The 23,987-nt window shown below is 63.1% G+C and carries 30 protein-coding genes and 1 pseudogene; 12 read left to right on the forward strand and 19 right to left on the reverse strand.

Going from position 1 to position 23,987, the window contains the following annotated elements:
- Positions 1–3 precede the first annotated feature (3 nt).
- Both CK228_RS13045 and murI read left to right on the forward strand, forming a co-directional pair.
- Complete coding sequence (locus CK228_RS13045; RefSeq protein WP_095788108.1) at positions 4–915, forward strand: RNA methyltransferase; 912 nt, start codon at positions 4–6, stop codon at positions 913–915.
- Entirely contained in the window at positions 908–1,696 is a 789-nt protein-coding gene (murI, locus tag CK228_RS13050) for a glutamate racemase (protein WP_095770364.1), read from the forward strand. Before CK228_RS13045 ends, murI begins: the two co-directional genes overlap by 8 nt.
- Positions 1,697–1,720: 24 nt before the next feature.
- Here the strand turns inward: murI and CK228_RS13055 are convergent, their stop codons facing one another.
- Positions 1,721–3,103, reverse strand: coding sequence for an RNB domain-containing ribonuclease (locus CK228_RS13055; protein ID WP_095788109.1), 1,383 nt, complete (start codon positions 3,101–3,103; stop codon positions 1,721–1,723).
- A gap of 160 nt (positions 3,104–3,263) precedes the next feature.
- On the opposite strand from CK228_RS13055, the gene CK228_RS13060 reads away from it, so the two are divergent.
- On the forward strand, positions 3,264–3,452 hold the full coding sequence (locus CK228_RS13060) for a DUF3008 family protein (RefSeq protein ID WP_010909084.1): 189 nt from the start codon (positions 3,264–3,266) through the stop codon (positions 3,450–3,452).
- Positions 3,453–3,547: 95 nt separating this feature from the next.
- Here the strand turns inward: CK228_RS13060 and CK228_RS13065 are convergent, their stop codons facing one another.
- A complete protein-coding gene (locus CK228_RS13065; RefSeq protein ID WP_027042433.1) occupies positions 3,548–3,745 on the reverse strand; it encodes a hypothetical protein in 198 nt (65 codons plus the stop codon).
- 371 nt (positions 3,746–4,116) lie between these two features.
- Here CK228_RS13065 and rpsD point away from each other — a divergent pair, with 371 nt between their 5' ends.
- From rpsD to CK228_RS35730, 4 genes and pseudogenes are all read left to right on the forward strand, one after another.
- Positions 4,117–4,734: a 30S ribosomal protein S4 gene (rpsD, locus tag CK228_RS13070; RefSeq protein WP_010909086.1), complete on the forward strand. Its 618-nt coding sequence runs from the start codon at positions 4,117–4,119 to the stop codon at positions 4,732–4,734.
- 133 nt (positions 4,735–4,867) lie between these two features.
- Positions 4,868–5,755 (forward strand): tRNA 2-thiocytidine(32) synthetase TtcA, encoded by an 888-nt coding sequence (ttcA, locus tag CK228_RS13075; RefSeq protein WP_095788261.1) that lies wholly within the window; start codon positions 4,868–4,870, stop codon positions 5,753–5,755.
- Positions 5,745–6,482 (forward strand): annotated as a pseudogene (locus CK228_RS13080) (inositol monophosphatase family protein); the annotation flags it as partial. The gene ttcA and the pseudogene CK228_RS13080, both read left to right, overlap by 11 nt.
- Before the next feature lie 228 nt (positions 6,483–6,710).
- The gene (locus CK228_RS35730) at positions 6,711–6,944 is read left to right on the forward strand and encodes a hypothetical protein (protein WP_245437693.1); all 234 of its coding nucleotides are present in this window, start codon (positions 6,711–6,713) and stop codon (positions 6,942–6,944) included.
- A gap of 10 nt (positions 6,945–6,954) precedes the next feature.
- Here CK228_RS35730 and CK228_RS13090 read toward each other — a convergent pair whose 3' ends face one another.
- The 5 genes from CK228_RS13090 to purL form a co-directional block, all read right to left on the reverse strand.
- Positions 6,955–8,223, reverse strand: a complete 1,269-nt coding sequence (locus tag CK228_RS13090) for a multidrug effflux MFS transporter (protein WP_095788111.1) — start codon at positions 8,221–8,223, stop codon at positions 6,955–6,957.
- Positions 8,224–8,366: 143 nt separating this feature from the next.
- A complete protein-coding gene (grxD, locus tag CK228_RS13095; RefSeq protein WP_010909091.1) occupies positions 8,367–8,702 on the reverse strand; it encodes a Grx4 family monothiol glutaredoxin in 336 nt (111 codons plus the stop codon).
- A gap of 153 nt (positions 8,703–8,855) precedes the next feature.
- Positions 8,856–9,089, reverse strand: a complete 234-nt coding sequence (locus CK228_RS13100; protein WP_010909092.1) for a BolA family transcriptional regulator — start codon at positions 9,087–9,089, stop codon at positions 8,856–8,858.
- 122 nt (positions 9,090–9,211) lie between these two features.
- Positions 9,212–9,745 (reverse strand): hypothetical protein, encoded by a 534-nt coding sequence (locus CK228_RS13105; protein ID WP_095788112.1) that lies wholly within the window; start codon positions 9,743–9,745, stop codon positions 9,212–9,214.
- 47 nt (positions 9,746–9,792) lie between these two features.
- Complete coding sequence (gene purL, locus CK228_RS13110) at positions 9,793–12,024, reverse strand: phosphoribosylformylglycinamidine synthase subunit PurL (RefSeq protein ID WP_095788113.1); 2,232 nt, start codon at positions 12,022–12,024, stop codon at positions 9,793–9,795.
- A 253-nt stretch (positions 12,025–12,277) separates the two neighbouring features.
- Between purL and CK228_RS35265 the strand changes: the two genes are divergently transcribed.
- A complete protein-coding gene (locus CK228_RS35265; protein ID WP_179295895.1) occupies positions 12,278–12,442 on the forward strand; it encodes a hypothetical protein in 165 nt (54 codons plus the stop codon).
- Between the two features lie 15 nt (positions 12,443–12,457).
- On the opposite strand, the gene CK228_RS13115 is transcribed toward CK228_RS35265, so the two are convergent.
- Complete coding sequence (locus CK228_RS13115; protein ID WP_095770357.1) at positions 12,458–13,870, reverse strand: PLP-dependent aminotransferase family protein; 1,413 nt, start codon at positions 13,868–13,870, stop codon at positions 12,458–12,460.
- Between the two features lie 93 nt (positions 13,871–13,963).
- Between CK228_RS13115 and CK228_RS13120 the strand changes: the two genes are divergently transcribed.
- The gene (locus CK228_RS13120; RefSeq protein ID WP_095788114.1) at positions 13,964–14,215 is read left to right on the forward strand and encodes a DUF1127 domain-containing protein; all 252 of its coding nucleotides are present in this window, start codon (positions 13,964–13,966) and stop codon (positions 14,213–14,215) included.
- 9 nt (positions 14,216–14,224) lie between these two features.
- Here the strand turns inward: CK228_RS13120 and CK228_RS13125 are convergent, their stop codons facing one another.
- The 7 genes from CK228_RS13125 to purC all read right to left on the reverse strand — a co-directional run bounded on the left by CK228_RS13125 (position 14,225) and on the right by purC (position 18,027).
- Positions 14,225–14,866 carry a Pr6Pr family membrane protein gene (locus CK228_RS13125; RefSeq protein ID WP_095770355.1) on the reverse strand — a complete coding sequence of 214 codons (642 nt, stop codon included), beginning with the start codon at positions 14,864–14,866 and terminating at the stop codon, positions 14,225–14,227.
- 1 nt (position 14,867) lies between these two features.
- On the reverse strand, positions 14,868–15,275 hold the full coding sequence (locus tag CK228_RS13130; RefSeq protein WP_095788115.1) for a hypothetical protein: 408 nt from the start codon (positions 15,273–15,275) through the stop codon (positions 14,868–14,870).
- Positions 15,272–15,937 carry a glutathione S-transferase family protein gene (locus CK228_RS13135; protein ID WP_095788116.1) on the reverse strand — a complete coding sequence of 222 codons (666 nt, stop codon included), beginning with the start codon at positions 15,935–15,937 and terminating at the stop codon, positions 15,272–15,274. The genes CK228_RS13130 and CK228_RS13135 overlap by 4 nt, the downstream gene beginning before the upstream one ends.
- A 70-nt stretch (positions 15,938–16,007) precedes the next feature.
- A complete protein-coding gene (gene purQ / locus CK228_RS13140; RefSeq protein ID WP_032930048.1) occupies positions 16,008–16,676 on the reverse strand; it encodes a phosphoribosylformylglycinamidine synthase subunit PurQ in 669 nt (222 codons plus the stop codon).
- Positions 16,673–16,927, reverse strand: coding sequence for a hypothetical protein (locus CK228_RS13145; RefSeq protein WP_095770880.1), 255 nt, complete (start codon positions 16,925–16,927; stop codon positions 16,673–16,675). Before CK228_RS13145 ends, purQ begins: the two co-directional genes overlap by 4 nt.
- A 19-nt stretch (positions 16,928–16,946) precedes the next feature.
- The gene (purS, locus tag CK228_RS13150; protein ID WP_095788262.1) at positions 16,947–17,189 is read right to left on the reverse strand and encodes a phosphoribosylformylglycinamidine synthase subunit PurS; all 243 of its coding nucleotides are present in this window, start codon (positions 17,187–17,189) and stop codon (positions 16,947–16,949) included.
- A 43-nt stretch (positions 17,190–17,232) separates the two neighbouring features.
- Positions 17,233–18,027, reverse strand: coding sequence for a phosphoribosylaminoimidazolesuccinocarboxamide synthase (gene purC, locus CK228_RS13155; RefSeq protein ID WP_010909103.1), 795 nt, complete (start codon positions 18,025–18,027; stop codon positions 17,233–17,235).
- A gap of 275 nt (positions 18,028–18,302) precedes the next feature.
- Between purC and CK228_RS13160 the strand changes: the two genes are divergently transcribed.
- Complete coding sequence (locus tag CK228_RS13160; protein ID WP_095770351.1) at positions 18,303–18,623, forward strand: DUF1476 domain-containing protein; 321 nt, start codon at positions 18,303–18,305, stop codon at positions 18,621–18,623.
- Between the two features lie 167 nt (positions 18,624–18,790).
- Positions 18,791–19,564: an HpcH/HpaI aldolase/citrate lyase family protein gene (locus CK228_RS13165; protein ID WP_095770350.1), complete on the forward strand. Its 774-nt coding sequence runs from the start codon at positions 18,791–18,793 to the stop codon at positions 19,562–19,564.
- A gap of 124 nt (positions 19,565–19,688) precedes the next feature.
- Here the strand turns inward: CK228_RS13165 and CK228_RS13170 are convergent, their stop codons facing one another.
- Positions 19,689–20,237 carry an alpha/beta hydrolase gene (locus tag CK228_RS13170; protein WP_095788117.1) on the reverse strand — a complete coding sequence of 183 codons (549 nt, stop codon included), beginning with the start codon at positions 20,235–20,237 and terminating at the stop codon, positions 19,689–19,691.
- A 245-nt stretch (positions 20,238–20,482) separates the two neighbouring features.
- On the opposite strand from CK228_RS13170, the gene CK228_RS13175 reads away from it, so the two are divergent.
- On the forward strand, positions 20,483–21,295 hold the full coding sequence (locus tag CK228_RS13175) for a VOC family protein (RefSeq protein ID WP_095788263.1): 813 nt from the start codon (positions 20,483–20,485) through the stop codon (positions 21,293–21,295).
- 47 nt (positions 21,296–21,342) lie between these two features.
- Here the strand turns inward: CK228_RS13175 and purB are convergent, their stop codons facing one another.
- Genes purB through CK228_RS13190 form a run of 3 tightly spaced genes read right to left on the reverse strand, consistent with a single transcriptional unit; the run spans position 21,343 to position 23,950 of the window.
- Entirely contained in the window at positions 21,343–22,650 is a 1,308-nt protein-coding gene (purB, locus tag CK228_RS13180; RefSeq protein WP_038646437.1) for an adenylosuccinate lyase, read from the reverse strand.
- A gap of 59 nt (positions 22,651–22,709) precedes the next feature.
- On the reverse strand, positions 22,710–23,228 hold the full coding sequence (locus tag CK228_RS13185; protein WP_095788118.1) for a hypothetical protein: 519 nt from the start codon (positions 23,226–23,228) through the stop codon (positions 22,710–22,712).
- Positions 23,225–23,950, reverse strand: a complete 726-nt coding sequence (locus CK228_RS13190) for a DUF2259 domain-containing protein (RefSeq protein WP_095788119.1) — start codon at positions 23,948–23,950, stop codon at positions 23,225–23,227. Before CK228_RS13190 ends, CK228_RS13185 begins: the two co-directional genes overlap by 4 nt.
- Positions 23,951–23,987: the final 37 nt, after the last annotated feature.

Consider the following 23,987-nt stretch of genomic DNA (forward strand, 5'->3'; position numbering starts at 1 on the left):
CACATGACCGCAACAGACTTTCAGCGTGGCCCTGGCGGTCCGGCGATCATCCTCGTCGAGCCGCAACTCGGCGAGAACATCGGCATGGTCGCGCGCGCCATGGCCAATTTCGGCCTGTCGGAACTGCGCCTGGTCAATCCGCGTGACGGCTGGCCGAGCGAGAAGGCGCGCGCCGCCGCCAGCCGCGCCGACCATGTCATCGACGCCGTGACGGTGTTCGACGATCTGGCCTCGGCCCTTGCCGATCTGAACTTCGTCTTCGCCACCACCGCCAGGCAGCGCGACGGTTTCAAGGCCGTGCGCGGCCCCGTGGAGGCGGGCAGGGTGCTGCGCGCCCGTCATGGCATGGGGCAGCGCACCGGCATCCTGTTCGGCCGCGAGCGCTTCGGTCTCTACAATGACGAGGTCGGGCTCGCCGACGAGATCGTCACCTTTCCCGTCGATCCCGATTTCTCCTCGCTCAACATCGCGCAGGCGGCGCTGCTGATGTCCTATGAGTGGATGAAGTCGGGCCTCGAGGATGAGAACAAGACCAATTTCACCGGGCCGGAGATGAAGCCGGCCAGCAAGGAAGAGCTGCACGGCCTTTTCGCCTATCTCGAAGGCGCATTGGAAGCGCGCGGCTATTTCCGGCCGGCGCCGAAGAAGCCCAAGATGGTGGACAATCTGCGCGCCGTGCTGACGCGCGCCGGTTTCGCCGAGCCGGAGCTGAAGGTGCTGCGCGGCATCATCTCCTCGCTGGACAGGTTTTCGCCGGCAATGCCGCGCGGCGACGGCTCGCCGGGCGATGATCCAAGGCGGCTTCCGGCCGCCGCGCGCGCCGGCAAGGCAGAGGCCGGTCGCCAGGCGCACAAGCCAGTGGGTGACGATGAGGACGCGCCGCCGCTGGGCGGCAAGGGAACCGACAATGACTGACCAGCCGATCCTGATGTTCGATTCCGGCGTCGGCGGGCTGACCGTGCTGCGCGAGGCGCGCGTGCTGATGCCGGACCGGCGCTTCGTCTATGTCGCGGACGATGCGGCCTTTCCGTTCGGCGCCTGGGAAGAACCGGCGCTGCGCACCCACATACTCGAACTCTTCGCCAAATTGCTCGACCGGTTTGCGCCTGCGATTTCCGTCATCGCCTGCAACACCGCCTCGACGCTGGTGATCGATGCGCTGCGCGAGAGATTTCCCGGCCATCCCTTCGTCGGCACCGTGCCGGCGGTCAAGCCGGCGGCGGAGCGCACCCGCTCCGGGCTGGTCTCCGTGCTGGCGACGCCGGGCACGGTGAAGCGGCAATACACGCGCGACCTGATCAGTAAATGGGCGCAGAAATGCCATGTCCGCCTAGTCGGCAGCGACAGGCTGGCGGGCCTTGCCGAAGTCTATATGCGCGAGGGTTTCGTCGACGAGGAAGCCGTGCGCGCCGAGATCGCGCCCTGTTTCATGGAAAATGAGGGGCTCAGGACCGACATCGTCGTGCTGGCTTGCACCCACTACCCGTTCCTGGTCAACCGCATGCGCAAGACCGCGCCCTGGCCGGTCGACTGGATCGACCCGGCCGAAGCGATCGCGAGGCGTGCCCTTTCGCTCTTGCCGCCCGTCGACGGGGCGCTGCCGCAAGGCGAGCCCGATATCGCGGTCTTTACGTCAGGCAAGGCGGATTTCGCCGTCGGCCGGCTGATGCAGGGCTTTGGACTGTCCGTGCGCTGATTGATGTCGCCCAACGCCAGTCGCTCAAACAGGTTCGAAGACGATGCTGCGTTGATCCGGATCGGCCGAGCCCAGCTTTAGCGTCACACCGTCGCCCTGCCTGAGACCGGAGGCCTTTACGGTGGCAACGACAGGCATGTCGGCAAGCTGGACGCGCACACCATGGTCGACGAAGTCGGTGACGACGGCTTTGAACGTTTCCCCTTCGCGTCCCCTCAGCATCACCGCCTCGGCAAGGTCGATGGCTGCGTGGCTGATCTGCGAAGCGCGGGCATCCGCACGTCCCATCACCTTCGGCAGTCCGGCGAACGCATCGCTGACGGCCTGCGGCACGGGCTGGCCGTTGGCGATTGCCAGCGCGCAGCGCACGACATAGCGATCGGCCAGTCGCCTGAGCGGCGCGGTTGCATGGGCATAGGTCGCAGCCATCGCCTCATGCCAGGGAACGACACCTTCCTGGTAGGGCTGGTAGGACGCGCCGTTGCCTGCGCGGCGGATTTCCAGCATCAACGCCGCCTGTTTCGGATCAGCCGGATCGAGCGAGCGCTGGTAGTCGCGCAGGCTGGTTGAGGCCGGCCAGGACAGACCGAGCGCCTGTGCCGCGTTGCGCAATCTCTGCACCTTGGAGGCGTCTGGTCCAGACATCACCCGAAACAGTCCGGTCTTGTGCGCCAGCATGGCGTCGGCGATCGCCATGTTGGCGGCCAGTGAAAGCGCGGCGTTGTCCTGCTCGGATTGCAGCAGCGGTCTGAACGAAAGCCGGAAGCTGCCATCGGCAAGCCTTTCCACCTCCTGCTCGGGCGGGTCGACGCGGGAAGCGCCGCGCCGCTCTTCGTTTGCCGCCATGCGCCGCGCCATTTCGGCGAAGTCGGCCGGAACGTCGGAGGCCTTCACGCTGTCATAGGCGAGCTTCGCGCGGCTCTGGATGATTGCCCGCTCCGCGCCGTCCAACTTTACCGCGCCATCCTCAGCGACCCGGACGGTGAAGACGACAGCTGGACGCGGTCCATCCGGCAACAGGCTCGCCGCAGCCTCGGCAAGTGCCGGCGGATAGAGCCCGGCCTTGCCGTCGGGCAGGTACAGCGTCTCGCCGCGCGTCCAGGCTTCGCGATCCAGCGCGTCGCCGTCCTCGACGAACCATGCAACGTCGGCGATGGCATAATGCAAGAGAAGATCGCCACCGCTTGCCTCGATCGAGAACGCCTGGTCAAGATCAGTGGAGGCCGCCGGATCGAGCGTGACGAAGGGCATGTCAGTTCGATCGGCATGCTGGTTCGGCACACGTGTGGCCGCCGCCTCCGCTGCGGCCATCACGTCAGCCGGAAATCCATCCGGCACGTGGAACTCGGTGCGGATTTTCGCCAGGCCGGTGGAGAGCGCTTGTGAGGGGTCTGTCAGGGACTTCATTCAGCCGTCCTACACCAGGGCTTCGGACACGGGAAGGCTGCCGACGAATTCGCCAAAGCTGGCTGCCTGACCGGCGGCGATCGGACGAGAAACTGGGCCTACCGGCACTGGAACCGCCGCCGAAGAGCGGCGTTTCCCTGACAGCAAAGGAGAAACCGCCATGCCAGCCACCTCGAAAGCCCAGCAGAAAGCCGCCGGCGCCGCGCTCTCCGCCAAACGCGGCGAGACGAAAAAGAGCGAGCTCAAAGGCGCTTCCAAGGGAATGTACGAATCCATGAGCGAAAAGCAGCTCGAGGAATTCGCCGAGACCAAGCGCAAAGGGCTGCCGGAAAAGAAGTCGAAAGACTGAGTGTCATTCGCGAAACGCCGGACCGAACAAACAAGGCCCGCAACGGAACTGCGGGCCTTGTTTGTAAAGCAAAGTCTGTAGGCGGATGTTTTGCCTTACCAGCGATGGCAGCGCCGTATCCGCTCGACGATCACCCTGCGGTGGCCGTGCCGCCACACCACTCTCTTCTTCACGATGATGCGGCAGACCTGTTTATGGCCGTGCCAATGGCGCGCCATGGCTGGTTCCGGCGCCACCGCCATCGATCCGGCCAACACCGCGGCACCGGCCAAGGTAAGGAAGAACTTCTTCATGCTGATTGGACTCCTCTAGCTCCAGATCTCTTCCCGGTGCCGTTGGCGCAAACCTCCCGCCACATCCGGCATCGCTCAACGCTGGGACGCTATAGGGTTGCGTTGCGCCGCGCCACTCACAAGCTTGACACCGGTTAAATCTCGGTTTAACCAGCCGCCAACGCCGGGCAGCGATGTCCGGTGTTTGTTTTGTATGCGCAGGACCGGTTGCCTTGGTTTCTGGTTTTGTTTGAACTGACGTGTCCCGTGGGTTTTCCGCCGCGTTGCGTGGGAAAACCCTGTCAGGTCTCGAAAACGGAGGCCAGAGGAGGGCGCGTTTCCTTCACCCGGACCATGAGGTTGCGGGTGTGTTGTTTTGAAAAGGGAATGCGATGAGCAAGCGCGAATCCGCGAAATACAAGATCGACCGCCGTCTCGGCGAAAATATCTGGGGCCGCCCGAAGTCCCCGGTCAACAAGCGTGAATACGGCCCCGGCCAGCACGGCCAGCGCCGCAAGGGCAAGCTTTCCGATTTCGGCCTGCAGCTGCGCGCCAAGCAGAAGCTGAAGGGTCACTATGGCGACGTTTCGGAAAAGCAGTTCCGCAAGGTCTATGAAGAGGCCGACCGCCGCAAGGGCGACACTTCGGAGAACCTGATCGGCCTGCTCGAATCGCGTCTCGACGCGGTCGTCTACCGCGCCAAGTTCGTGCCGACCATTTTCGCCGCCCGTCAGTTCGTCAACCACGGCCACGTCAACGTCAACGGCAAGCGCGTCAACATCGGCTCGTACCGCTGCAAGCCGGGCGACGTCATCGAAGTGCGCGAAAAATCGAAACAGCTGGTCATCGTCCTGGAATCGGTCGGCCTCGCCGAGCGCGACGTGCCGGACTACATCGAAGCCGACCACAACAAGATGGTTGCGACCTTCTCGCGCATCCCTGGCCTGGCGGACGTTCCGTTCGCCGTGCAGATGGAGCCGAACCTGGTCGTCGAATTCTATTCGCGCTAAGCGAACGCCTTTTAGCGATACCGAAAGGCCGCCCTCGAGGCGGCCTTTTTGTTTGGCGCATCGGCTTTGCCGTTTCGATTTTGCGGCCGATGCGCTAATCCGGACGGACATCACATCCTGGGGCCGCCGCGCCATGAATATGCTGCCAGACATCGAGACGCTTGAGCCGGCCGCCGAAGGCGGCTCCCATCCGCTGTTCGCCGATGTGCCGTCCTCGGTCGAGTTCAACAAATTGCGCAAGCGGCTGCTGCGGCTGACCCGCCAGGCGATCGAGGATTTCTCGATGGTGGAGCCGGGACAGCGCTGGCTGGTCGCGCTGTCGGGCGGCAAGGATTCCTACGGCCTGCTTGCCTTGATGCTCGACCTCAAATGGCGCGGGCTGCTGCCGGTCGAGTTGCTGGCCTGCAATCTCGATCAGGGCCAGCCGAATTTCCCCAAGCACATCCTGCCCGACTATCTCAACGCCAACGGCATTGCCCACCGCATCGAGTATCAGGACACCTATTCGGTGGTCACCGACAAGCTGCCGCAAGGCAGCACCTATTGCTCGCTCTGCTCGCGGCTGCGGCGCGGCCATCTCTACCGCATCGCGCGCGAGGAGGGGTGCTCGGCGCTGGTGCTCGGCCATCATCGCGAGGACATTCTCGAAACCTTTTTCATGAACTTGTTCCATGGCGGCCGTCTCGCCGCCATGCCGCCAAAGCTGCTCAACGACGAAGGCGACGTCATGGTGCTGCGGCCGCTGAGCTATTGCGCCGAGATCGACCTCGAAAAATTCGCCGCGGCGATGCGGTTCTCGATCATTCCTTGCGACCTCTGCGGCAGCCAGGAAGGTCTCCAGCGCAACGCCATGAAGGCGATGCTGGAAGACATCGAAAGGCGCATGCCCGGCCGCAAGGACACCATGATCCGCGCGCTGTCCAACACCCGGCCGTCGCATCTGCTCGACAGGAAGCTGTTCGATTTCGCCGCCCTGAACCAGACCCTCATCACAGGACAAGACGCATCCGATGACATTTGACGACAACGCGATCGACTGGCTGGCCAGCCTGCTGGCCGAGGCCGCCGACACCGAAATCATGCCCCGCTTTCGCCGGCTGGGCGATGGCGACATCAGGCAGAAGACCTCGGCCGCAGATCTGGTGACGGAAGCCGACGTCAACGCCGAGCGGCTGATCACCGCCAGGCTGCGCCAGCGTTATCCCTCGGCCATGGTCGTCGGCGAGGAAGCCTGTTCCGACGACCCGGCGCTGCTCGATGGCCTGGGCGACGCCGATCTGGCTTTCGTCATCGACCCGGTCGACGGCACCTTCAATTTCGCCTCCGGCGTGCCGCTGTTCGGCGTCATGCTCGGCGTCGTGGTCAAGGGCGAGACGGTCGCCGGCATCATCCATGATCCGGTCGGCAAGGACTGGCTGATCGGTGCCAAGGGTGCCGGCAGCCATATCCGCCATGCGCATGGTACACTGGAGACAGTGCGGGTTGCGGCTAGCGCGCCGATCTCCGGGATGACCGGCGCGGTTTCCTGGCAGTATATGGCCGAGCCCGACCGCACGCGGCTGGCCTGCAACCAGACCAAAACGCTGTCGCAGTTCAACTACCGCTGCGCCGCCCACGAATATCGCTTGCTGGCGAGCGGCCATGGCCATTTCGTCGTCTACAACAAGTTGATGCCCTGGGACCATCTGGCCGGCGTGCTGATCCATGCGGAGGCCGGCGGCCATGCCGCGCGCTTCGATGGCACGGCCTGACTGCCGGTTTTGTGCGGCCGAAGAATTGGCGCTTTCGCGGGGTTCTCTCGAATGAAATCTCGGCGCGCAATTCTTGCGGCGGCTCTTGCTGCCATCTTGCTTGCAAACGCCACCGCGGCAATCGCGCAAGAGCGCCCCTGCCACAGCTCCGAACCTGTCGACACCCTCAAGGAGATGTCGGAGGCTATCTATGCCTGCTGGAGGCCGCCAGCGGGGACCGCGGGCATGTCGTTGACGCTGCAGTTCTCGCTGCGCCGCAACGGCACGCTGATCGGCAAGCCTCGCGCCACCTATTCGGATCTCGGCGCCGATCCGCAGCTCAGCCGGGCCTTCGTGGCATCCATCCTCAAGGCCCTCGACGACGCGCTGCCTTTGCCTTTTTCGGACAGCATGGGCGGAGCAATCGCCGGGCGCATGCTTGCGCCCCGCTTCACGGCGGCGGTTGAAGGTGCCTCCTGACGCACCTCGTCTAATGCAGGTCGGTAATATGCCCTGAAATGGGTGGGTTATGCGGCTGGAACATCTTGCCGCGCTCGGCGATGAGGATCATCAGCAGCGCCGCGACCGAGACGCTGCAGAAGCCGGCGGCAAGCGGCGTCACCGTGCCGTTGAAAGCCTGGCCGATCAGCGTGCCGAGAATGCCGCCGAGAAACGTCTGCATGAAGCCAAGGATGGACGACGCCGTGCCGGCCAGCTGGCCGAGCGGCTCCATCGCCAATGCGTTGAAATTGGCGCCAAGCGCACCGAAGGGAAGCATGGCGCTGGCAAAGAAAGTGATGAACAGCCAGAGCGGCATCTTGATTTCCAGCGAAACGACCAGCCAGGACAGGCTGATGACCAGAAACAAAAGCAGCGCGCTCTGCGACAGACGGCGCATGCCGATGCGGCCGACAAGCCGCGAATTCAGAAAATTGGAAAAAGCCAGCACGCCGGCGACCCCGGCGAAGATGACGGGGAACATCTCGCCGACGTTGAAGATGTCGACATAGATCTGCTGCGCCGAGGCGATGAAGCCGAACATGGCGGCGAAGATGAAGGTGCTGGCAAAGGCGTAGCAGAGCGCGATGCGGTTGGTGAGCACGATGCCGAATCCGCCGAGGACCGAGGAAACCGTCAATTGCCGGCGATATTCGGGGCGCAGCGTTTCAGGCAGGCGCAGCAGCGACCACGCCGACACGATCAGCGCGCCGACGGCCATGGTGACGAAGATATAGTGCCAGGTGGCGAACAGCATGATGAACTGGCCGATGCCCGGCGCAATGACCGGTATCGCCATGAAAACCATGAAGATCAGCGACATCACCTCCGCCATGCGCCGGCCTTCGAACGTATCGCGCACGATCGAGACCGCGATGACGCGCGTGGCCGCCGCGCCGATGCCTTGCACGGCGCGGCATATCAGCAGCGTTTCAAAGCTTGGCGCGATGGCGGCGGCGGCGGCAGCCGCCACATAGATGATCAGCCCGGCGACGAGCGGCGAGCGGCGGCCGAAACGGTCCGAGATCGGCCCGAAGAACAGCTGGCCGCCACCAAAACCCAGAATATAGGCGGTGATCACATACTGCCGGTGGTTTTCATTCTCGACGCCGAGCGAGGCGCCGATCTGCTGCAGTGCCGGTAGCATGATGTCGATGGCCAGCGAATTCAGCGCCATCAGCGCCGCGCACAGCGCAATGAACTCCCAGCGCGGAATAGGCAGTTTGCTTGCCGATTGCGGCGCTGTCGATTGCTGATCCACGGCAAGTCCGATCTCTCAAACGAAAACGCGCCGGCGGGCCGGCGCATTGGCTCGTCTTGGTCCCGATATCGGGACATAAAAATTGCCGAGGTGGAGCTGCCCCGGTGTTCAGTGCAGTCGTTACGACATGCCCAAAACCGAAATCAGGCGGCGCCTTTGACGCTGACGCCCTTTTCGACCAGGAAGGTCTGCAACTCGCCGGCCTGGAACATCTCGCGGACAATATCGCAGCCGCCGACGAATTCGCCCTTGACGTAAAGCTGGGGGATTGTCGGCCAGTTGGAATAGTCCTTGATGCCTTGGCGCAGTTCAGCCGAATCCAGGACATTCACGCCTTTGTAGTCGGCGCCGATATAGTCGAGGATCTGGACGACCTGGCCGGAAAAACCGCACTGCGGAAAACCGGGCGTGCCCTTCATGAAAAGGACGACGTCGTTGCCCTTCACTTCATTGTCGATGTAGTCGTTGATGCCGCTCATGGAATATCCTTTCACGCCTGTGGGAGTCAGGCTCGAAACATGTCTCTCAAATAAACCCATAGGTTGCCCGAAACAAGACATTAGCCGCGCCATGGCCGAAATGGCGCAAAGGATGGGCGGGTTTGGGCCAAGCGGGTGTTGGCCGGAACGGCCTCAGTCGGGAACGCTGGTCTGCAGCGCAAGGGCGTGCAGCACGCCGCCCATATTGCCCTTCAGCGCGTCATAGACCATCTGGTGCTGCTGGACGCGACTTTTTCCCCGGAAGCTCTCGGCGACGACTTCAGCCGCATAGTGGTCGCCGTCGCCGGCGAGGTCGCGGATCGTCACCTTGGCGTCCGGGATGCCGTCCTTGATCAGTTTTTCGATGTCGTGGGCGTCCATTGCCATTGCACAATTCCTGTTTCGGGCGAGCGGTAGCGTGGCCGCCCGTGCGATGAGAGTCGGGGTAAACCTAAAGCCTTTCCGGCCTCGATTGAAGCCGTTCCGTCCAGCACCAGCGTGATTGTCGCCTAGGACGCATTCCTGTCCGGATCGACGGCATCGGCCGCTGGGTCGTCTTCGCGCATCGAGAAGGCGCGGCCAAGGCTGAAAACCAGACCATAGAGAGGGATGTTGACCGCCAGGTTGGCGATCGGCAGGTAGCTGGTCATCCGCCAGGCGGGCGAGAAGAACGGTTGGCCATAGCCGTCGCAGACAAGCGAAGAGCCATACTCCCACAAGGCCCCCAGGACGGCCGCGACGGCGAAAAGCTTGATGCAGGTGACGATCTGCATTGCCCGCGCCGGCTCCGGCAGAAGCCGGTTCCAGAGCACCAAACAGACTATCGGAACTGCATAGATGAGGTTCTGCAGCACCAGCATCGGCAGCCCGCCATTGGCCGCGTCAAGGAACTCGGCACGCGTATCCAGCCTCGGGCAAACCTCGCTCGAGGTCGTCGACAGCAGGAAAAAAACGAACGGCCCGAGGAACCAGAAGAAGAACAGCGACGGCCAGAAAACGACTGCAAGCAGCACCCGGGCAGCCAGTTTCCTGTGATTGAACATGAATCTTTTCCGAAAACCGGTTCCCACTTTTCGGGATCATGCTCTGCTCAACTGGCCTGGTCCATGAAGCGGGGGAACCAGCCTTCATGGGCGGCCTTCAGGTCGCTGACCGGAATCGTCCTGGCATCGCCGAGCTTCAGCGCATCGCCGCCGGTCGAGCCGATCCATGGCGCGAAGATGCCGAGTTCGCCCTGCTGCTTGCGGATGGCGTCCCATTCCTCGCCATGCGGGTCGATCGACAGCGTCAGCAGATACCGGCCCTGATCCTCGCCGAACCAGACCGGGATCGGATCGGTGCCGACAAGGCCGGGAACGGTCGCGCCGATGCCCGACGCCATCGCCATTTCGGCCAGCGCCACGGCGATGCCGCCATCGGAAACGTCATGCGCGGCGGTGACGATGCCGGAGGCGATCAGCGAGCGCACATGGTCGCCGACGCGCTGCTCATGCGCGAGATCGACTGGCGGCGGCGGCCCGTCGGTGCGGCCATGGATGTCCCTGAGGTAGACGGACTGGCCAAGATGCGTGCCCCAGGAGGCGGGCGCGCCGACCAGCAGGATCATTTGGCCCTCGGCCGCAAAGCCGGTGCGCACCATCTTCGACCAGTCGGCGATGAGGCCGACGCCGCCGATAGTCGGTGTCGGCAGGATGCCCTGGCCGTTGGTCTCGTTGTAGAGCGAGACATTGCCCGACACGATCGGGAAGCCGAGCGCGCGGCAGGCGTCGCCAATGCCCTTCACCGCGCCGACCAACTGGCCCATGATCTCGGGCCGTTCCGGGTTGCCGAAATTGAGGTTGTCGGTGGCCGCCAGCGGCAGTGCGCCGGTGGCGGTCAGGTTGCGCCAGCACTCGGCCACGGCCTGCTTGCCGCCCTCATAGGGATCGGCTTCGCAATAGCGCGGCGTCACGTCGGACGAAAAGGCGAGCGCCTTGGTCGCATGGCCTTCCACCCGCACCACGCCGGCATCGCCGCCGGGAAGCTGCAGTGAATTGCCCTGGATCAGCGTGTCATACTGTTCCCAGACCCAGCGGCGCGACGACAGGTCCGGCCCGCCGAGCAGCTTCAGCAGCGCATCGGCAACATCGGCCTGCGGAATGTCGTTGGCGGCGAGCGGTGCGGGCTTCTTCGGCTCGATCCAGGGGCGGTCATATTCCGGCGCCTTGTCGCCGAGATCCTTGATCGGCAGATCGGCGACCTGGTCGCCCTGATGCAGCACGCGGAAGCGCAGATCGTCGGTGGTCTTGCCGACAATGGCAAAGTCGAGGCCCCATTTGTGGAAGATCGCCTTGGCCTCCTTTTCCTTCTCGGGCCGCAGCACCATCAGCATGCGCTCCTGGCTTTCCGACAGCATCATCTCATAGGCGCTCATGCGCTCCTCGCGCACCGGCACCTTGTCGAGATCGAGCTCGATGCCGAGGTCGCCCTTGGCGCCCATCTCGACCGCCGAACAGGTGAGGCCGGCCGCACCCATGTCCTGGATGGCGATGACGGCGCCCGAGGCCATCAGTTCGAGGCAGGCTTCGAGCAGGCACTTTTCGGTGAAGGGATCGCCGACCTGCACGGTCGGGCGCTTCTCGTCGATCTTGTCGTCGAATTCGGCCGAGGCCATGGTGGCGCCGCCGACGCCGTCGCGGCCGGTCTTGGCGCCGAGATAAACGACCGGCAGGCCGACGCCCTTGGCCTCCGACAGGAAGATGGCATTGGTCTTGGCGAGGCCGGCGGCAAAGGCGTTGACCAGGATGTTGCCGTTGTAGCGGGCGTCGAAATTGACCTCACCGCCGACTGTCGGCACGCCGAAGGAATTGCCGTAGCCGCCGACGCCCGAAACCACGCCGGCGACGAGATGCCTGGTCTTGGGGTGATCGGGCGCGCCGAAGCGCAGTGCATTCATCGCCGCGATCGGCCGTGCGCCCATGGTGAAGACGTCGCGCAAAATGCCGCCGACGCCGGTCGCCGCGCCCTGGTAGGGCTCGATGAAAGAGGGGTGGTTGTGGCTTTCCATCTTGAAGACGACGCAGTCGCCGTCCCCGATGTCGACCGCGCCGGCATTCTCGCCTGGCCCCTGGATGACCTGCGGTCCGGTGGTGGGCAGCGTGCGCAGCCACTTCTTCGAGGATTTGTAGGAGCAGTGCTCGTTCCACATCGCCGAGAAGATGCCGAGCTCGGTAAAGCTCGGTTCGCGCCCGACGAGGTCCAGGATGCGCTGATATTCGTCTGGCTTCAGCCCATGCGCGGCGATGAGCTGTGGGGTGATCGGCACGGAATTGGAAATGGTCATGGGCGGTGATTTATGTCCATGGAGCGGGGATTTTGAGTCCCCTCTTATCGCAAGCTTTGCGGCCGATACACCCGTCGATGAGCGAAAAAGACAGAAAGCAACAAGGTGACGGCCGGCGTAGTCCGCACCGGGAGCTTTCAGGCGCCCGTCGCGCCAGCGGTGATCCGCGAGGTCACCGTGAGGAATGCAAAGCCGCATGGGAACGCTATGGCATCCCGGCCGTTGGGTTCCAACCCTTCAGGAGATCAGGACCATGGCTACCAAGCAGAACAAGAAAGACAATCGCCTCTCGGACAAGGAGGCTCTTCATCTCGCCGAAACCACAGACGTTTCGCCCGGACAGGCGAAGGAAATGGCCGAGAAGCACGGCAAGGACAAGGCCAAGGAGGAAGCCAAAAACTTCAAGGCCGAGGGCTGATCTGATTCAGGTTTCTCACGAAAAGCTGTCGTAGCCGGCGCGGCCTTCGTCGAGGAGACGGCGGATGACGGCAACGCCGTCGGCGACATCGCTGCGCTGCCTCGGCTGCGAGGTGCCGAAGCGGACACCGTGAAAGACCTGTTCGGAGCGGCCGGCCTTGAACTCGTCCTCGTCGTCGATCAGCACGCCGTGTTCGAGACAGGCATTCTTGAATGTGCCGGAAAGCCATGGGTCGGGCAAAGTCAGCCAGACAAAGGGCACCTTGTCATGTGACTTGAACGCGAAGCCGGCCAAGGTTTCGCGCACGATCGCGATACGGGCGCTGATTTCGGCGATGCTGCGCTTGCGGATATCGCTGGCCTGACCGGAGAGCACCAGCCTCGTATTCACCTCCGCCAGCAGGAAGGGCATGCCGCCGGTGATCATCTTGTGGGCGACACGGATCCGGTGGCGATAGGCGGGAGGGCAGGAGAGCCAGCCGCCGCGGATACCGGCCGCTACCGATTTCGACAGACCGCCGGCGACGATGGTTCTCTCTGGGGCATATTCAGCAAGCAACGGTGTCGGATCGTCCGTCAGGTGGCCGTAAAGATCATCCTCGATCAGGATGACGTTGTATTCGCGCGCGACACGCGCGATCGCCTCGCGGCGCGCTGCCGACAGTGTCGTCAAGGTCGGATTCTGCGCCGTCGGCATCAGGAAGATCATCCTCGGATGCTTTTGCGCGCAGACGCGCTCGAAATCGGCAGGGTCGAGGCCTTCGTCATCCGAGGCCACCAGTGCCGTGCGCCGGCCGATCAGCCCGGCGCTGCGCGAGATCTGCGAATAGGTGAGGTGTTCGAAGGCGACATAGTCGCCCGGCGTGGTGAGTGCGGCGATCGCCGCCATCACCGCGGCATGGGTGCCGAGCGTCGGAACGATGCTGTCGGCGGCCGGGCGGAAGGTGTTTCTCGACAGCCAGCGGGCGCCGGCTTCGTACCAGCGGCCAGGAAAATCACGCGTGTAGCTCGAGATTTCATGGGGATGATCCTGCGCGGTGCGCGACAGCACATCGGCGATATCAGTGCCCTGGCCGACATCGGGTGCCGCCGTGCTGTCGAAACGCAGTTTGTCCTGAGGCGCATCGACATAGCGCGTGCCTTCCACGCTGACGTCGGGCGCCTCCGGTTTCACGCCTTCGGCGCGCCGGCCAAGCACATAGGTTCCACGCCCGACTTCGCCGCTCACCAGCCCTCGCTCACGCAGCAACTGGTAGGCCCGGCCGACCGTGCCGACCGTGGTGCCGATGTCATAGGCGAGGTCGCGCTGGGGTGGCAGTTTTGTTCCGGCGCCGATCACGCCCTGGTCGATGCCCGCCTCAACGGAGTCCGCGAGGCGTTGATAGAGGGGTCCGGCGCCGCCGGTCAGATCTGGAAGCCAATTTGTCATGGTGACAATTTTCTATATTGCACCGAATTATGAGTCAATACATATCAATCGGGCGCCAAAAGGGGTGCAATTGAGAGTCTTGGCAGAAAGAAAATGGATACAATCGCGACAATCCGTCATCCCAGAGCCGCATTTCCAGGCGAGGCGCTAGGCCCGTCAGGCCAGCAAGGCTTTGTCGGCCGTCTGGCGCGCCTGGTCAGCTCGCTGGCACGATGGATCGACCATTTGCTGGAGCGCCGGCGCGGCCGGCTGGCTTTGCTGGAGATGACCGACGATCAGCTCAAGGATATCGGTATCTCCCGCTGCGATGCCCACCGCGAGGGCATCAGGCGCTTTTGGGAATAGAGGCCATTCTTAACGGACCGGTTTGGCCTCGCGATGGCCGATGCCGCGATCGATAAAAGCGGCAATGATCGAGATCACCAGGAACAGCGCGGTGATGGCCAAGGCCGCAATGGCGACGCTGGCGGCGCCGTTCTTGGCGACATCGAGGAAGGGGTAGGGCACTTCGCCCGCGATCGGTGCCCGTACCAGCGCATAGGCGAGATAGGCGATGGGATAGAGCATCCACCAGGAAATGTCGCTCCACCTCGTTCTGCCGTCGGCCCCTGCTGCCAGCCACCACAGCACGAACAGCACTGGCGTCACATAGTGCAGCAGCACATCGCAGAGCAGGAACAGGCCTTGCGGCTGCCAGAGCCGTGCCAGAACGGTGGCATAGACCATGAAGACGACGGTGATCGAAACCGCAACACCCGCACGCATCTGCGGCACGGCGAAGGCCGGCAGCCAGGCATAGCCGGTGGATGACAGCAGGGATGTGTACACCAGCACGGCGCCAACGTTGGTCAGGATGGTGAAGAAGCTGAAGTAGAACACGATAGAGCCGAGCAGGCTGCGGCCGGCCTCCATCGATGCCGGAACGGTGATGCAGAACTGCAGGACGAGGCCGGCCAGGCCGATGGCCAGACCCACCACCTGCAGGAAGCGGCCCATGTCAGGCGGTCGCGGCGCAGGCCGGATTGCCCGTCTGCCAGCGGGCAATGTCCGAGCCGATGCGTGCGCCGAGCGGGTTGTTCATCAGCGGTCCGAACACGTCGACACGGCTCGAATTGCCTTGCGCCTGCACGACCAGCAGCGGCTTGCCGCCATAATGCTTGGCCGGCACCAAAAGGAAACGCGGCGTGCCGCTGAACGAGTTCAGTTCATTGGCCATCTGATATTGCTTGAAGGCCGGGTCCTTGCTGGCGATCCAGCATTTGTGGGCTGCGATCGCCACTTGTTCCATGGCCAGCAGCGCCGCACTTTTGCCCGACGGCACAGGCGTGCTCTTCGGGCTCGACTGGCAGGACGCCAGGGCTAAGCCTGCGGCTGCGACGAGAACGATCGTCTTGCTCTTGATCAAGCGGCACCCATCTCGAGTTCGGACAGAAAGATCTTCAAGCCGTCGGTCATCTCGCCCCAGACCCGCGACAAGGCCGGATGCTGCGAGGCGATCTGCTCATAGGCATCGAATTTGGGATAGGCGTCGAGCAAGTCGTGGCGGCCCGTCATGGCGCGGAAATTGTTGAAGATGAACCGGGTCGGCGTCAGCCAGGCGTCGGCAAAGCTGATGTCGTTGCCGAGCGCGAAGGGGCCTTGCGCCATGCGCGCCTCGATCGCCGCCAGTCCGTGATGCAGACGGGCGAACTGGGCATCGATCTCGGCATTGTTGCGCTTCGGCACGAAATGAAGCTCGAAAAGCTTCATGGTCGGCGTCAGCACGTCGAGATCGGTGATGCGGGCGAACATGCGCACCAGCGCGCGATCCTTGGAGTCAGGCGGCAGCAGCGCTGGCTCCGGGAACCGCTCCTCGAGATATTCGGCGATGACCACCGATTCGAGGATCGTCTCGCCCGAGCCGGTGATCAGCACCGGAATCCGGTTCAGTGGCGAAATGGCGCGAAACGCTTCGGGGATTGGAAAACCCGGCGGCGGCGCGATGATCTTGAGCGGCACGTCCTTGAAATAGGCAAGCGCCCGCACGATCGACGAATAGGGCGACAACGGCCGCGAATAGAGTTTCATGACCGTCTCTCTCCCCAGAGCAATGGACCCGATGTCCCTATGAATTTAACCGCGTTCGCCGCCGAGATCGTCAAGCGGCGATACCGAGCGCGCCTTCGAACAGCGCCCGGCCGTCGCTGCCGCCATGGGCGGCTTCGATCAGGTTTTCCGGATGCGGCATCAGGCCAAGCACATTGCCTTGTTCGTTGATGATGCCGGCAATGTCGTTGATCGAGCCATTGGGGTTGGTACCCTCGGCATAGCGGAACACCACCTGGCCTTCGCCTTCGAGGCGGGCAAGGGTTTCGGCGTCGGCGAAGTAATTGCCGTCATGATGCGCCACCGGCGAGCGGATGATCTGGCCCGGCTGGTAACGGCGGGTGAACATGGTGTTGGCGTTGGTGATCTCGAGCTTGATCTGCCGGCAGACGAACTTCAGCGAGGTGTTGCGCATGAGCGCCCCCGGCAGCAGGCCGGCCTCGACCAGGATCTGAAAACCGTTGCAGACGCCGATGACCGTGACGCCCTTGGCGGCCTTTTCGGCGACGGCCCGCATCACCGGCATGCGCGCCGCGATCGCGCCGCAGCGCAGATAGTCGCCGAAGGAGAAGCCGCCTGGAATGGCGATCAGGTCGACGTCAGGGATTTCAGTGTCGGTCTGCCAGACGGTAACCGGCGGTTTTCCCGAAATCTTGGTCAGCGCCGCGATCATGTCGCGGTCGCGGTTGAGGCCAGGCAGGAGGACGACGGCAGATTTCATTTTGGTTCGTAAGGCCTCTGGGCTTCGGCTAGTTCGCGCAGGTCGAGACGGCGTTCGATATGTTCGAGCCGATCATCCTGGCGAGCGAGCACACCATAGATGTTTTTCACGTCACTTTCAGTGGCTATGAGATGACCTCGAATGGAACCAAGCTCGGATTTCACCTCTCCGAGCGTCAAGTCCATCCTGTCTAACCGAGACTGGATGGACTTGAGGGTTTCAAATATCAAGCTGCCATCGATCTCGGCCACCAACCCCTCCGACACAACCTCAGGTTATGGCCACACTATAATTCTCAATCACCGTATTCGCCAGCAGCTTGTCGCACATAGCTTTCAGATCGGCTTCGGCCTTGGCCTTGTCGCTTTCCGCCAGTTCGACGTCAAACACCTTGCCCTGCCGTACCGCGCCGACGCCGTCGAAGCCCAGACCGGACAGCGCGTGTTCGATCGCCTTGCCTTGCGGGTCGAGGACGCCGTTCTTGAGGGTGACGGTAATGCGGGCCTTGATCACGCTGGACATGCTCCTGTTCTAAGTATCGGATCGCGAACCGCTATCAGTGCGGCTTGCCTTTGACGACGTCGGTCGAGGCGACAAGCACCGGGCCGGTCGGGCGCGGTGGCTCGTTCTCGTTCATGATGCCGAGGCGGCGGGCGACTTCCTGGTAGGCCTCGACGAGGCCGCCCATGTCGCGGCGGAAACGGTCCTTGTCGAGCTTGTCCTGCGTTGCCACGTCCCACAGGCGGCAGGAGTCCGGCGAGATCTCGTCGGCGACGACGATGCGCATCATGTCGCCCTCGAACAGGCGGCCGCATTCGATCTTGAAGTCGACGAGCTGGATGCCGACGCCCATGAACAGGCCGGAGAGGAAATCGTTGACACGGATGGCGAGCGCCATCACGTCGTCGATCTCCTGCGGGCTTGCCCAGCCGAAGGCGGTGATGTGCTCTTCCGACACCATCGGATCGTCGAGCGCGTCGGCCTTGTAGTAGAATTCGATGATCGAGCGCGGCAGGACGGTGCCTTCCTCGATGCCGAGGCGCTTCGACAGCGAACCTGCGGCGACGTTGCGCACCACCACTTCGAGCGGGATGATCTCGACTTCCTTGATCAGCTGCTCGCGCATGTTGAGCCGGCGGATGAAGTGGGTCGGGATGCCCATGCGGTTCAAGTGGTTGAAGATGTGCTCGGAAATGCGGTTGTTGAGCACGCCCTTGCCGTCGACGACCTCGTGTTTCTTCTTGTTGAAAGCGGTCGCGTCATCCTTGAAGAACTGGATGAGCGTACCCGGCTCCGGTCCCTCATAGAGGATCTTGGCCTTGCCTTCATAAATGCGGCGGCGATTTTTCATCTGATTTTTTCTCTGGATTTGCGGGCAGGCGGCAAGCGACCAGTTCCTGTCCGTCTGCCTATATTAGTTGCGGCGACGGTTGGGTTCAATGCCGGGTCTATCCCAATCACACCGTTTGCTCAATCGGCAAATCCGTCCAATCAACCGCTTTCCGGACTGAAATGCCGCAGCGCAGCATATGACGAAGCGTATTGACCGGCTCGCGACGTTTTGGTTTGTGCTTTGGCAACACACATATCTCTGCCAACGAATCGCATTTGACCCGGAGGGACGCCATGAGCAGCATGAAAGATCGCGAAGAAGGCTTCGAGCGCAAATTTGTGTTCGACGAAGAGCTTCGGTTCAAGGCGTCGGCGCGCCGCAACAAGGCGCTCGGCCTGTGGGCCGCCGAAAAGCTCGGAAAGTCGGGTGCCGACGCCGATACCTATGCCAAGGAAGTCGTTGTTTCCGACATCGAGGAAGCCGGCGATCACGACGTGTTCCGCAAGATCCGTAAGGATTTCGATGCCGCCGGCGTCGACCAGTCGGACCATCAGATCCGCCGCACCATGGACGAACTGATGGCGCAGGCGATCGAGCAGATCAAGAACACCTGATCCGGGCCGACGCAGGGTTTCGCAAGAGTGTCCCGGTTTTGCGACGGAACCTGCGGCAAAAATGAATGACTGGACCAATCGACCGCCCGGCCAAGCCGGGCGGTTTTTCTTTGCCTTTGGCGTGGTTTCCGGCTGAAACTGCCGACATTAACGAGGAAGAAGACTAGATGTCCCTGAAGTCCCGCCTTGCCGCCGATGAAACGCTGGTCACCGCTTGGTCCGGCGTGCCGGATGCCCTGACCGTCGAGATCCTCGCCAAACAGGGCTTCGATGCCATCACGCTCGACATGCAGCATGGCGGTCATCACGAGGACAGCGTGCTGCGCGGTCTCTTGCCCGTGCTTGCCGCAAACAAGCCGGCGCTGGTGCGCATCCCCGTCGGCCGTTTCGACATGGCAAGCCGGGCGCTCGATTTCGGCGCCGAGGCGGTGATCGCGCCGATGGTGAATTCGGTGGCCGATGCAAAGCTGTTCGCCGCGGCGATGAAATATCCACCGCTCGGCGAGCGCTCGTGGGGCCCCACCTATGCCTTTCCGCGCCACGGCAAGGGCGACTATGCCGAATGGCTGCGCGACACCAATCAGCGCACCATGGCCTTTGCCATGGTCGAGACGCGCGCCGCGCTCGACGCGCTCGACGGCATTCTCGACACGCCCGGCATTGACGGCATCTTCCTCGGGCCGTCGGATTTCTCGATTGCCTGGACCAATGGCGCCACGGTCAGTTCGACGCTGGAGAGCATGATGGAGACGGTGGCGTCGGTGGCCGAGCGCACCCGCAAGGCCGGAAAACATGCTGCGATCTATGTCGTCGAACCAGCAATTGCCGGCCGGGTCGTCTCGATGGGCTATCGCCTGCTCGCCACCGGTTCCGAGCACGCGTTGATTTCGTTGGGGGCAAGGACCCTGCTGAAAGATATCAAGGATTCGATCGGAGTCTGAACCCGAACCGGAGGAACTGCCGTCACGGCGCCGGGCGGTTAGGCGCTCGCGAGCCACCTTAGATTATTGTTTATTGGAGCTCGGCGGTTTCTTCGGGACTCTGTGCGCCGACTTTGGGTCTCAATCACAGATCCGTCAGGAACTTGGCGAAGGTCATCGAGCCTTCGGGCCAGGGGCCGAAGCCAGAATCCTGGTTGAGATGGCCGGTCTCGCCGGCATCGATGAACAGCGAACCCCAGGCGCCGGCTATGTCCTCGGCGACACCGAAGGCACAGAACGGGTCGTTGCGGCTGGCGATCACGACCGACGGAAAGGGCAGCGGCTCGCGCGGGTAGGGTCCGAAGGTCATCAGGTGCTTCGGCTTGATCCTAGGGTTGGCAACATCGGGCGGCGCCACGAAGAAGGCGCCGGCGACCGGTCTGACGAATTGCGGGATGGCCTGCACGGCCGCAGCCACCCCTAACGAGTGCGCGACGATGACCACAGGCCTCTCGGCCTCGTTGACCGCTTTGGCCACGCTCGCCGTCCAGTCCTCGCGGACCGGCTTCGACCATTCAGCCTGCTCGACCCGCCGCGCCGTCGACAGTTTCGATTGCCAGCGGGTTTGCCAGTGCTCGGGTCCGGAGTTGGTGTAGCCCGGGACGATCAGGATATCTGCATCTTTGACTTTCATGGAGCTGAGATAGCGAGCGTGATTGCCTCATGCAACCGTTGATGGACGCGCTTCTGCTCGTAATGGTGAACACCATGTTCGCTTTTCGCTGTCTTGTGTGAACGATCGCGATCGACGATCTGTCGTTAGGAGAGAAACAGCCGTGGAGGACCGGGATTTTGGCGCTGACACGACGTACAATAATCGGCGGCGCCGAGCCCCTGGCATTGGGAGCTTCATCAAGCGTCGCCGCGATGGAGACCATGATGAGCGAACTGCCATTTGCCGCCACCACGCCGGTGAGCGTTGCCCGCGTCGGGCTGAAGGCGCGCGATGCTGAGAGCCTCGCTACCTATTATCGCCGGGTTGTCGGCCTGCAGGAATTGAGCCGTGCCGATGGCGCGATCACGCTCGGCGCCGGCAGCCGTCCGTTGCTGGTCCTCGAGCCGGATGCTTCGGCCAAGCCGGACGATCCGCGCAGCGCCGGCCTGTTCCACACGGCTTTCCTGCTGCCCAGCCGTGCCGATCTCGGCCGCTGGATCAACCACGCCATATCAGACAAGATCGCCATCGAGGGCGCGTCCGACCATCTGGTCAGCGAAGCGCTTTACCTGACCGACCCCGAAGGCAACGGCATCGAGATCTATGCCGACCGCCGGCCGCAGGACTGGAAATGGAACGGCGACAAGATCGCCATGGCGACCGAGCGGCTCAACATTCCGGCTGTCGTCGGCGAAGTGCCGGCCGGCGATGCGGGGTGGCGAGGCGCGCCGGAAAACAGCATTGTCGGCCATGTCCATCTGCGTGTCGGCAGGCCGGAAGAGGCGGAAGCCTGGTGGAACCAGGAATTCGGCTTCGACACGGTGGCCAGATATGGCGGTCAGGCAGTGTTCCTGTCGTCAGGCCATTACCATCATCACATCGGCGCCAATGCCTGGCAGAGCGCCGGCGCCGGCCGTCGCGACCCGTCGCGCTCGGGCCTCGCCTGGGTCGAGATGCGTTCGGACAATGTGACCGGCGAAACGACCCGTGAGGATCCCTGGGGCACGGTGATCAGGACCGTTCCCGGAAAGGCGTGATCGGCGTCGGCACGGCTTCTTTCTCCCGTCTACGGGGTGAAGGAAGCTCAAGCCTCTCCAAACACCCGCCTGAAGATCGTGTCGACATGCTTGGTGTGGTAGCCCAGGTCGAATTTCTCACGGATTTCCGCCTCCGGCAGGGCAGCGGTGACTTCCTTGTCGGCCAAAAGTTCCTCAAGAAAATCAGCGCCTTGTTCCCACACCTTCATGGCGTTGCGCTGCACCAGCCGGTAGGAGTCCTCGCGCGACAGGCCTGCCTGCGTCAGCGCCAGCATGACGCGCTGCGAATGCACCAGGCCGCGGAACTTGTTCATGTTCTTCAGCATGTTCTCGGGATAGACGACCAGCTTGTCGACGACGCCGGTCAGCCGTGACAGCGCGAAATCCAGCGTCACCGTGGCGTCCGGACCGATCATGCGCTCGACGGAGGAGTGCGAGATGTCGCGCTCGTGCCAGAGCGCCACATCCTCCATCGCCGGCAGCGCCATGGAGCGCACCATGCGGGCAAGGCCGGTGAGGTTTTCCGTCAGCACGGGGTTGCGCTTGTGCGGCATTGCCGACGAGCCTTTCTGGCCCGGCGAAAAATATTCCTCCGCTTCCAGCACCTCGGTGCGCTGCAGGTGCCGGATCTCGGTCGCCAGCCGCTCCATCGACGAGGCGATGACGCCGAGCGTGGCAAAGAACATGGCGTGGCGGTCGCGCGGGATCACTTGCGTCGACACCGGCTCCGGCTTCAGCCCGAGCTTTGCCGCGACATGCTCCTCGACATAGGGTTCGATGTTGGCGAAGGTGCCGACCGCCCCGGAAATGGCGCAGGTGGCGATGTCTTCGCGTGCGTGCACCAGCCGCTCGCGGCAGCGCGAGAATTCGGCATAGGCCTGCGCCAGCTTGATGCCGAAGGTTGTCGGCTCGGCATGGATGCCGTGGCTGCGGCCGATGGTAACGGTGTCCTTGTGTTCGAAGGCGCGGCGCTTGAGCGCGGCAAGCAGGCCGTCAATGTCGGCGAGTAGAATGTCGCTGGCGCGGGTAAGCTGGACGGCAAAGCAGGTGTCCAGGACATCCGAAGACGTCATGCCCTGGTGGATGAAACGCGCATCCGGTCCGACGAATTCGGCAAGATGTGTGAGGAAGGCGATGACGTCATGCTTGGTGACGCGTTCGATCTCGTCGATCTTCTCGACGTCGAATTTCGCGGCACCGCCCTTTTCCCAGATGGTCTTTGCCGCTTCCTTCGGGATGACGCCGAGTTCGGCCAGCGCGTCGCAGGCATGGGCCTCGATTTCGAACCAGATGCGAAACCGGGTTTCGGGCGACCAGATGGCAACCATTTCCGGCCGGGAATAGCGAGGGATCATCGGTCAGTCCTGATGTGTCGGAGGGTTAGCCCGCCTCCTAACAGAGACAGACAAAATGCTCAACGCTGCTGCTGTGCAAACCAGAGACTGGCGGCAAACAAGGCGATGAACCCAAGCGGAAAATAGAGCCTGATGCCCAGCACCATGAACTGGTAGGACGCCACCGCCATCGTGAAGGCGAGTTGAAACCCCCAGGTGAGGGTGAAGACCGGTGCATGCCATTCGGCATAGTATGACCGGTACTGCAAGGCATAGAGCCCGTCGGTCAGCCCGATCGTCGCGGCGGCAAGGCATACCATTGTCGCCGCGAAGGCTGCCTCCCGGCGCCTTCCCAGTGAGACCAGCCGTGCCACGAACAGGCCGACCGGAAAGGCGAGGGCGCCGCCGCCCGCAAACAGCAGCGATACGGTGCGGATTTTCTCCGGCGTCACCCAATCGTCCAGCAACAGGTTGATGAGCGCGCTCGTGCCCATGGTTGCGGCCCACAAGAACGAGCCGAAAAGCGTCGCGCGCCACCCTGGCAAGGCGCGGCGGATGAAGTTCAGGTTGCGGCTGAGTATGGCGACGTGCGTACTCACAGGCGGCCGGTCACGGCGATCCAGCGGAAGTCCGGACCCTCGAAGCCATATTGGCGCACCGCGATCAGGACAGCATAGGCGCTGAGGCTATCCATGGAGAATGTCTGGACCGCACCGATGCGGTAACCGTTCGGGCAGCCGCGGCTTTTGGGGATCGACTTGTCCTCGTGCAGCAATTTGGTGGTGCCGCCATCCTGCGCCGCGACGCGCAGCAGCCGGAAGCCATTGATCTCGCCCTGGCTGTCGCAGCCTTCGGTGCTGTTCATGCCGATCTCGTCCAGCCGGAACTCGAGCGGTTGGTCGACCGGAGAGAAGATCGGCCGCGGATTGACCGCCATGCGGTGCGGATCGGCCGAAAGCTCGGTCACCGGGTTGAAACCGGCGGTGATGCCGCGATTGGCGCTCAGCTCGGCTTGGCTGACAATGGCCTCGCCCCGTTGCCGGGCCTGAAGGCGCGCCGCGTCCGGCTTGGCATTCTCGTCGTCGAGCCGGACCCTGATCGGCGTGCCCTTGAGAAAACTGTCGGTGCTGGTGTCGATGTAATAGCGGTTGGCATAGGGGAAGCCCGACCCGTCCTGGACGCCGTATTCCTCGAAGGCGAACACGCCGCCATCCTTGCTGAAGCCAAGGATTTCAAGATCGGCGACATCGCCGGCCTGGACGGCGATCGACGCGCCGAGCTGCGCGGCCAGGCAAACGGCAAACAGGAAAAGCACTCGCATCTTTTTCACTCCGGCAGCCGTGATCGTTGCAATCCCT

The organism is Mesorhizobium sp. WSM4312, from assembly GCF_002294875.1.
Lineage (GTDB): Bacteria > Pseudomonadota > Alphaproteobacteria > Rhizobiales > Rhizobiaceae > Mesorhizobium.

What these genes read in the sequence shown, in the direction of transcription:
- CK228_RS13060 (WP_010909084.1), top strand. Translation starts at nt 3,264, where the DNA reads ATGCCAGCCACCTCGAAAGCCCAGCAGAAAGCCGCCGGCGCCGCGCTC.
- CK228_RS13190 (WP_095788119.1), bottom strand. Translation starts at nt 23,950, where the DNA reads ATGCGAGTGCTTTTCCTGTTTGCCGTTTGCCTGGCCGCGCAGCTCGGC.
- CK228_RS13045 (WP_095788108.1), top strand. Translation starts at nt 4, where the DNA reads ATGACCGCAACAGACTTTCAGCGTGGCCCTGGCGGTCCGGCGATCATC.
- CK228_RS13100 (WP_010909092.1), bottom strand. Translation starts at nt 9,089, where the DNA reads ATGGCAATGGACGCCCACGACATCGAAAAACTGATCAAGGACGGCATC.
- CK228_RS13125 (WP_095770355.1), bottom strand. Translation starts at nt 14,866, where the DNA reads ATGGGCCGCTTCCTGCAGGTGGTGGGTCTGGCCATCGGCCTGGCCGGC.
- CK228_RS35265 (WP_179295895.1), top strand. Translation starts at nt 12,278, where the DNA reads ATGGCTACCAAGCAGAACAAGAAAGACAATCGCCTCTCGGACAAGGAG.
- CK228_RS13170 (WP_095788117.1), bottom strand. Translation starts at nt 20,237, where the DNA reads ATGAAAGTCAAAGATGCAGATATCCTGATCGTCCCGGGCTACACCAAC.
- CK228_RS35730 (WP_245437693.1), top strand. Translation starts at nt 6,711, where the DNA reads ATGTCGTTGACGCTGCAGTTCTCGCTGCGCCGCAACGGCACGCTGATC.
- CK228_RS13055 (WP_095788109.1), bottom strand. Translation starts at nt 3,103, where the DNA reads ATGAAGTCCCTGACAGACCCCTCACAAGCGCTCTCCACCGGCCTGGCG.
- CK228_RS13160 (WP_095770351.1), top strand. Translation starts at nt 18,303, where the DNA reads ATGAGCAGCATGAAAGATCGCGAAGAAGGCTTCGAGCGCAAATTTGTG.
- ttcA (WP_095788261.1), top strand. Translation starts at nt 4,868, where the DNA reads ATGAATATGCTGCCAGACATCGAGACGCTTGAGCCGGCCGCCGAAGGC.
- purB (WP_038646437.1), bottom strand. Translation starts at nt 22,650, where the DNA reads ATGATCCCTCGCTATTCCCGGCCGGAAATGGTTGCCATCTGGTCGCCC.
- murI (WP_095770364.1), top strand. Translation starts at nt 908, where the DNA reads ATGACTGACCAGCCGATCCTGATGTTCGATTCCGGCGTCGGCGGGCTG.
- grxD (WP_010909091.1), bottom strand. Translation starts at nt 8,702, where the DNA reads ATGAGCGGCATCAACGACTACATCGACAATGAAGTGAAGGGCAACGAC.
- purL (WP_095788113.1), bottom strand. Translation starts at nt 12,024, where the DNA reads ATGACCATTTCCAATTCCGTGCCGATCACCCCACAGCTCATCGCCGCG.
- purC (WP_010909103.1), bottom strand. Translation starts at nt 18,027, where the DNA reads ATGAAAAATCGCCGCCGCATTTATGAAGGCAAGGCCAAGATCCTCTAT.
- purQ (WP_032930048.1), bottom strand. Translation starts at nt 16,676, where the DNA reads ATGAAATCTGCCGTCGTCCTCCTGCCTGGCCTCAACCGCGACCGCGAC.
- CK228_RS13120 (WP_095788114.1), top strand. Translation starts at nt 13,964, where the DNA reads ATGGATACAATCGCGACAATCCGTCATCCCAGAGCCGCATTTCCAGGC.
- rpsD (WP_010909086.1), top strand. Translation starts at nt 4,117, where the DNA reads ATGAGCAAGCGCGAATCCGCGAAATACAAGATCGACCGCCGTCTCGGC.
- CK228_RS13115 (WP_095770357.1), bottom strand. Translation starts at nt 13,870, where the DNA reads ATGACAAATTGGCTTCCAGATCTGACCGGCGGCGCCGGACCCCTCTAT.
- CK228_RS13135 (WP_095788116.1), bottom strand. Translation starts at nt 15,937, where the DNA reads ATGAAACTCTATTCGCGGCCGTTGTCGCCCTATTCGTCGATCGTGCGG.
- CK228_RS13175 (WP_095788263.1), top strand. Translation starts at nt 20,483, where the DNA reads ATGAGCGAACTGCCATTTGCCGCCACCACGCCGGTGAGCGTTGCCCGC.
- CK228_RS13165 (WP_095770350.1), top strand. Translation starts at nt 18,791, where the DNA reads ATGTCCCTGAAGTCCCGCCTTGCCGCCGATGAAACGCTGGTCACCGCT.
- CK228_RS13105 (WP_095788112.1), bottom strand. Translation starts at nt 9,745, where the DNA reads ATGTTCAATCACAGGAAACTGGCTGCCCGGGTGCTGCTTGCAGTCGTT.
- CK228_RS13065 (WP_027042433.1), bottom strand. Translation starts at nt 3,745, where the DNA reads ATGAAGAAGTTCTTCCTTACCTTGGCCGGTGCCGCGGTGTTGGCCGGA.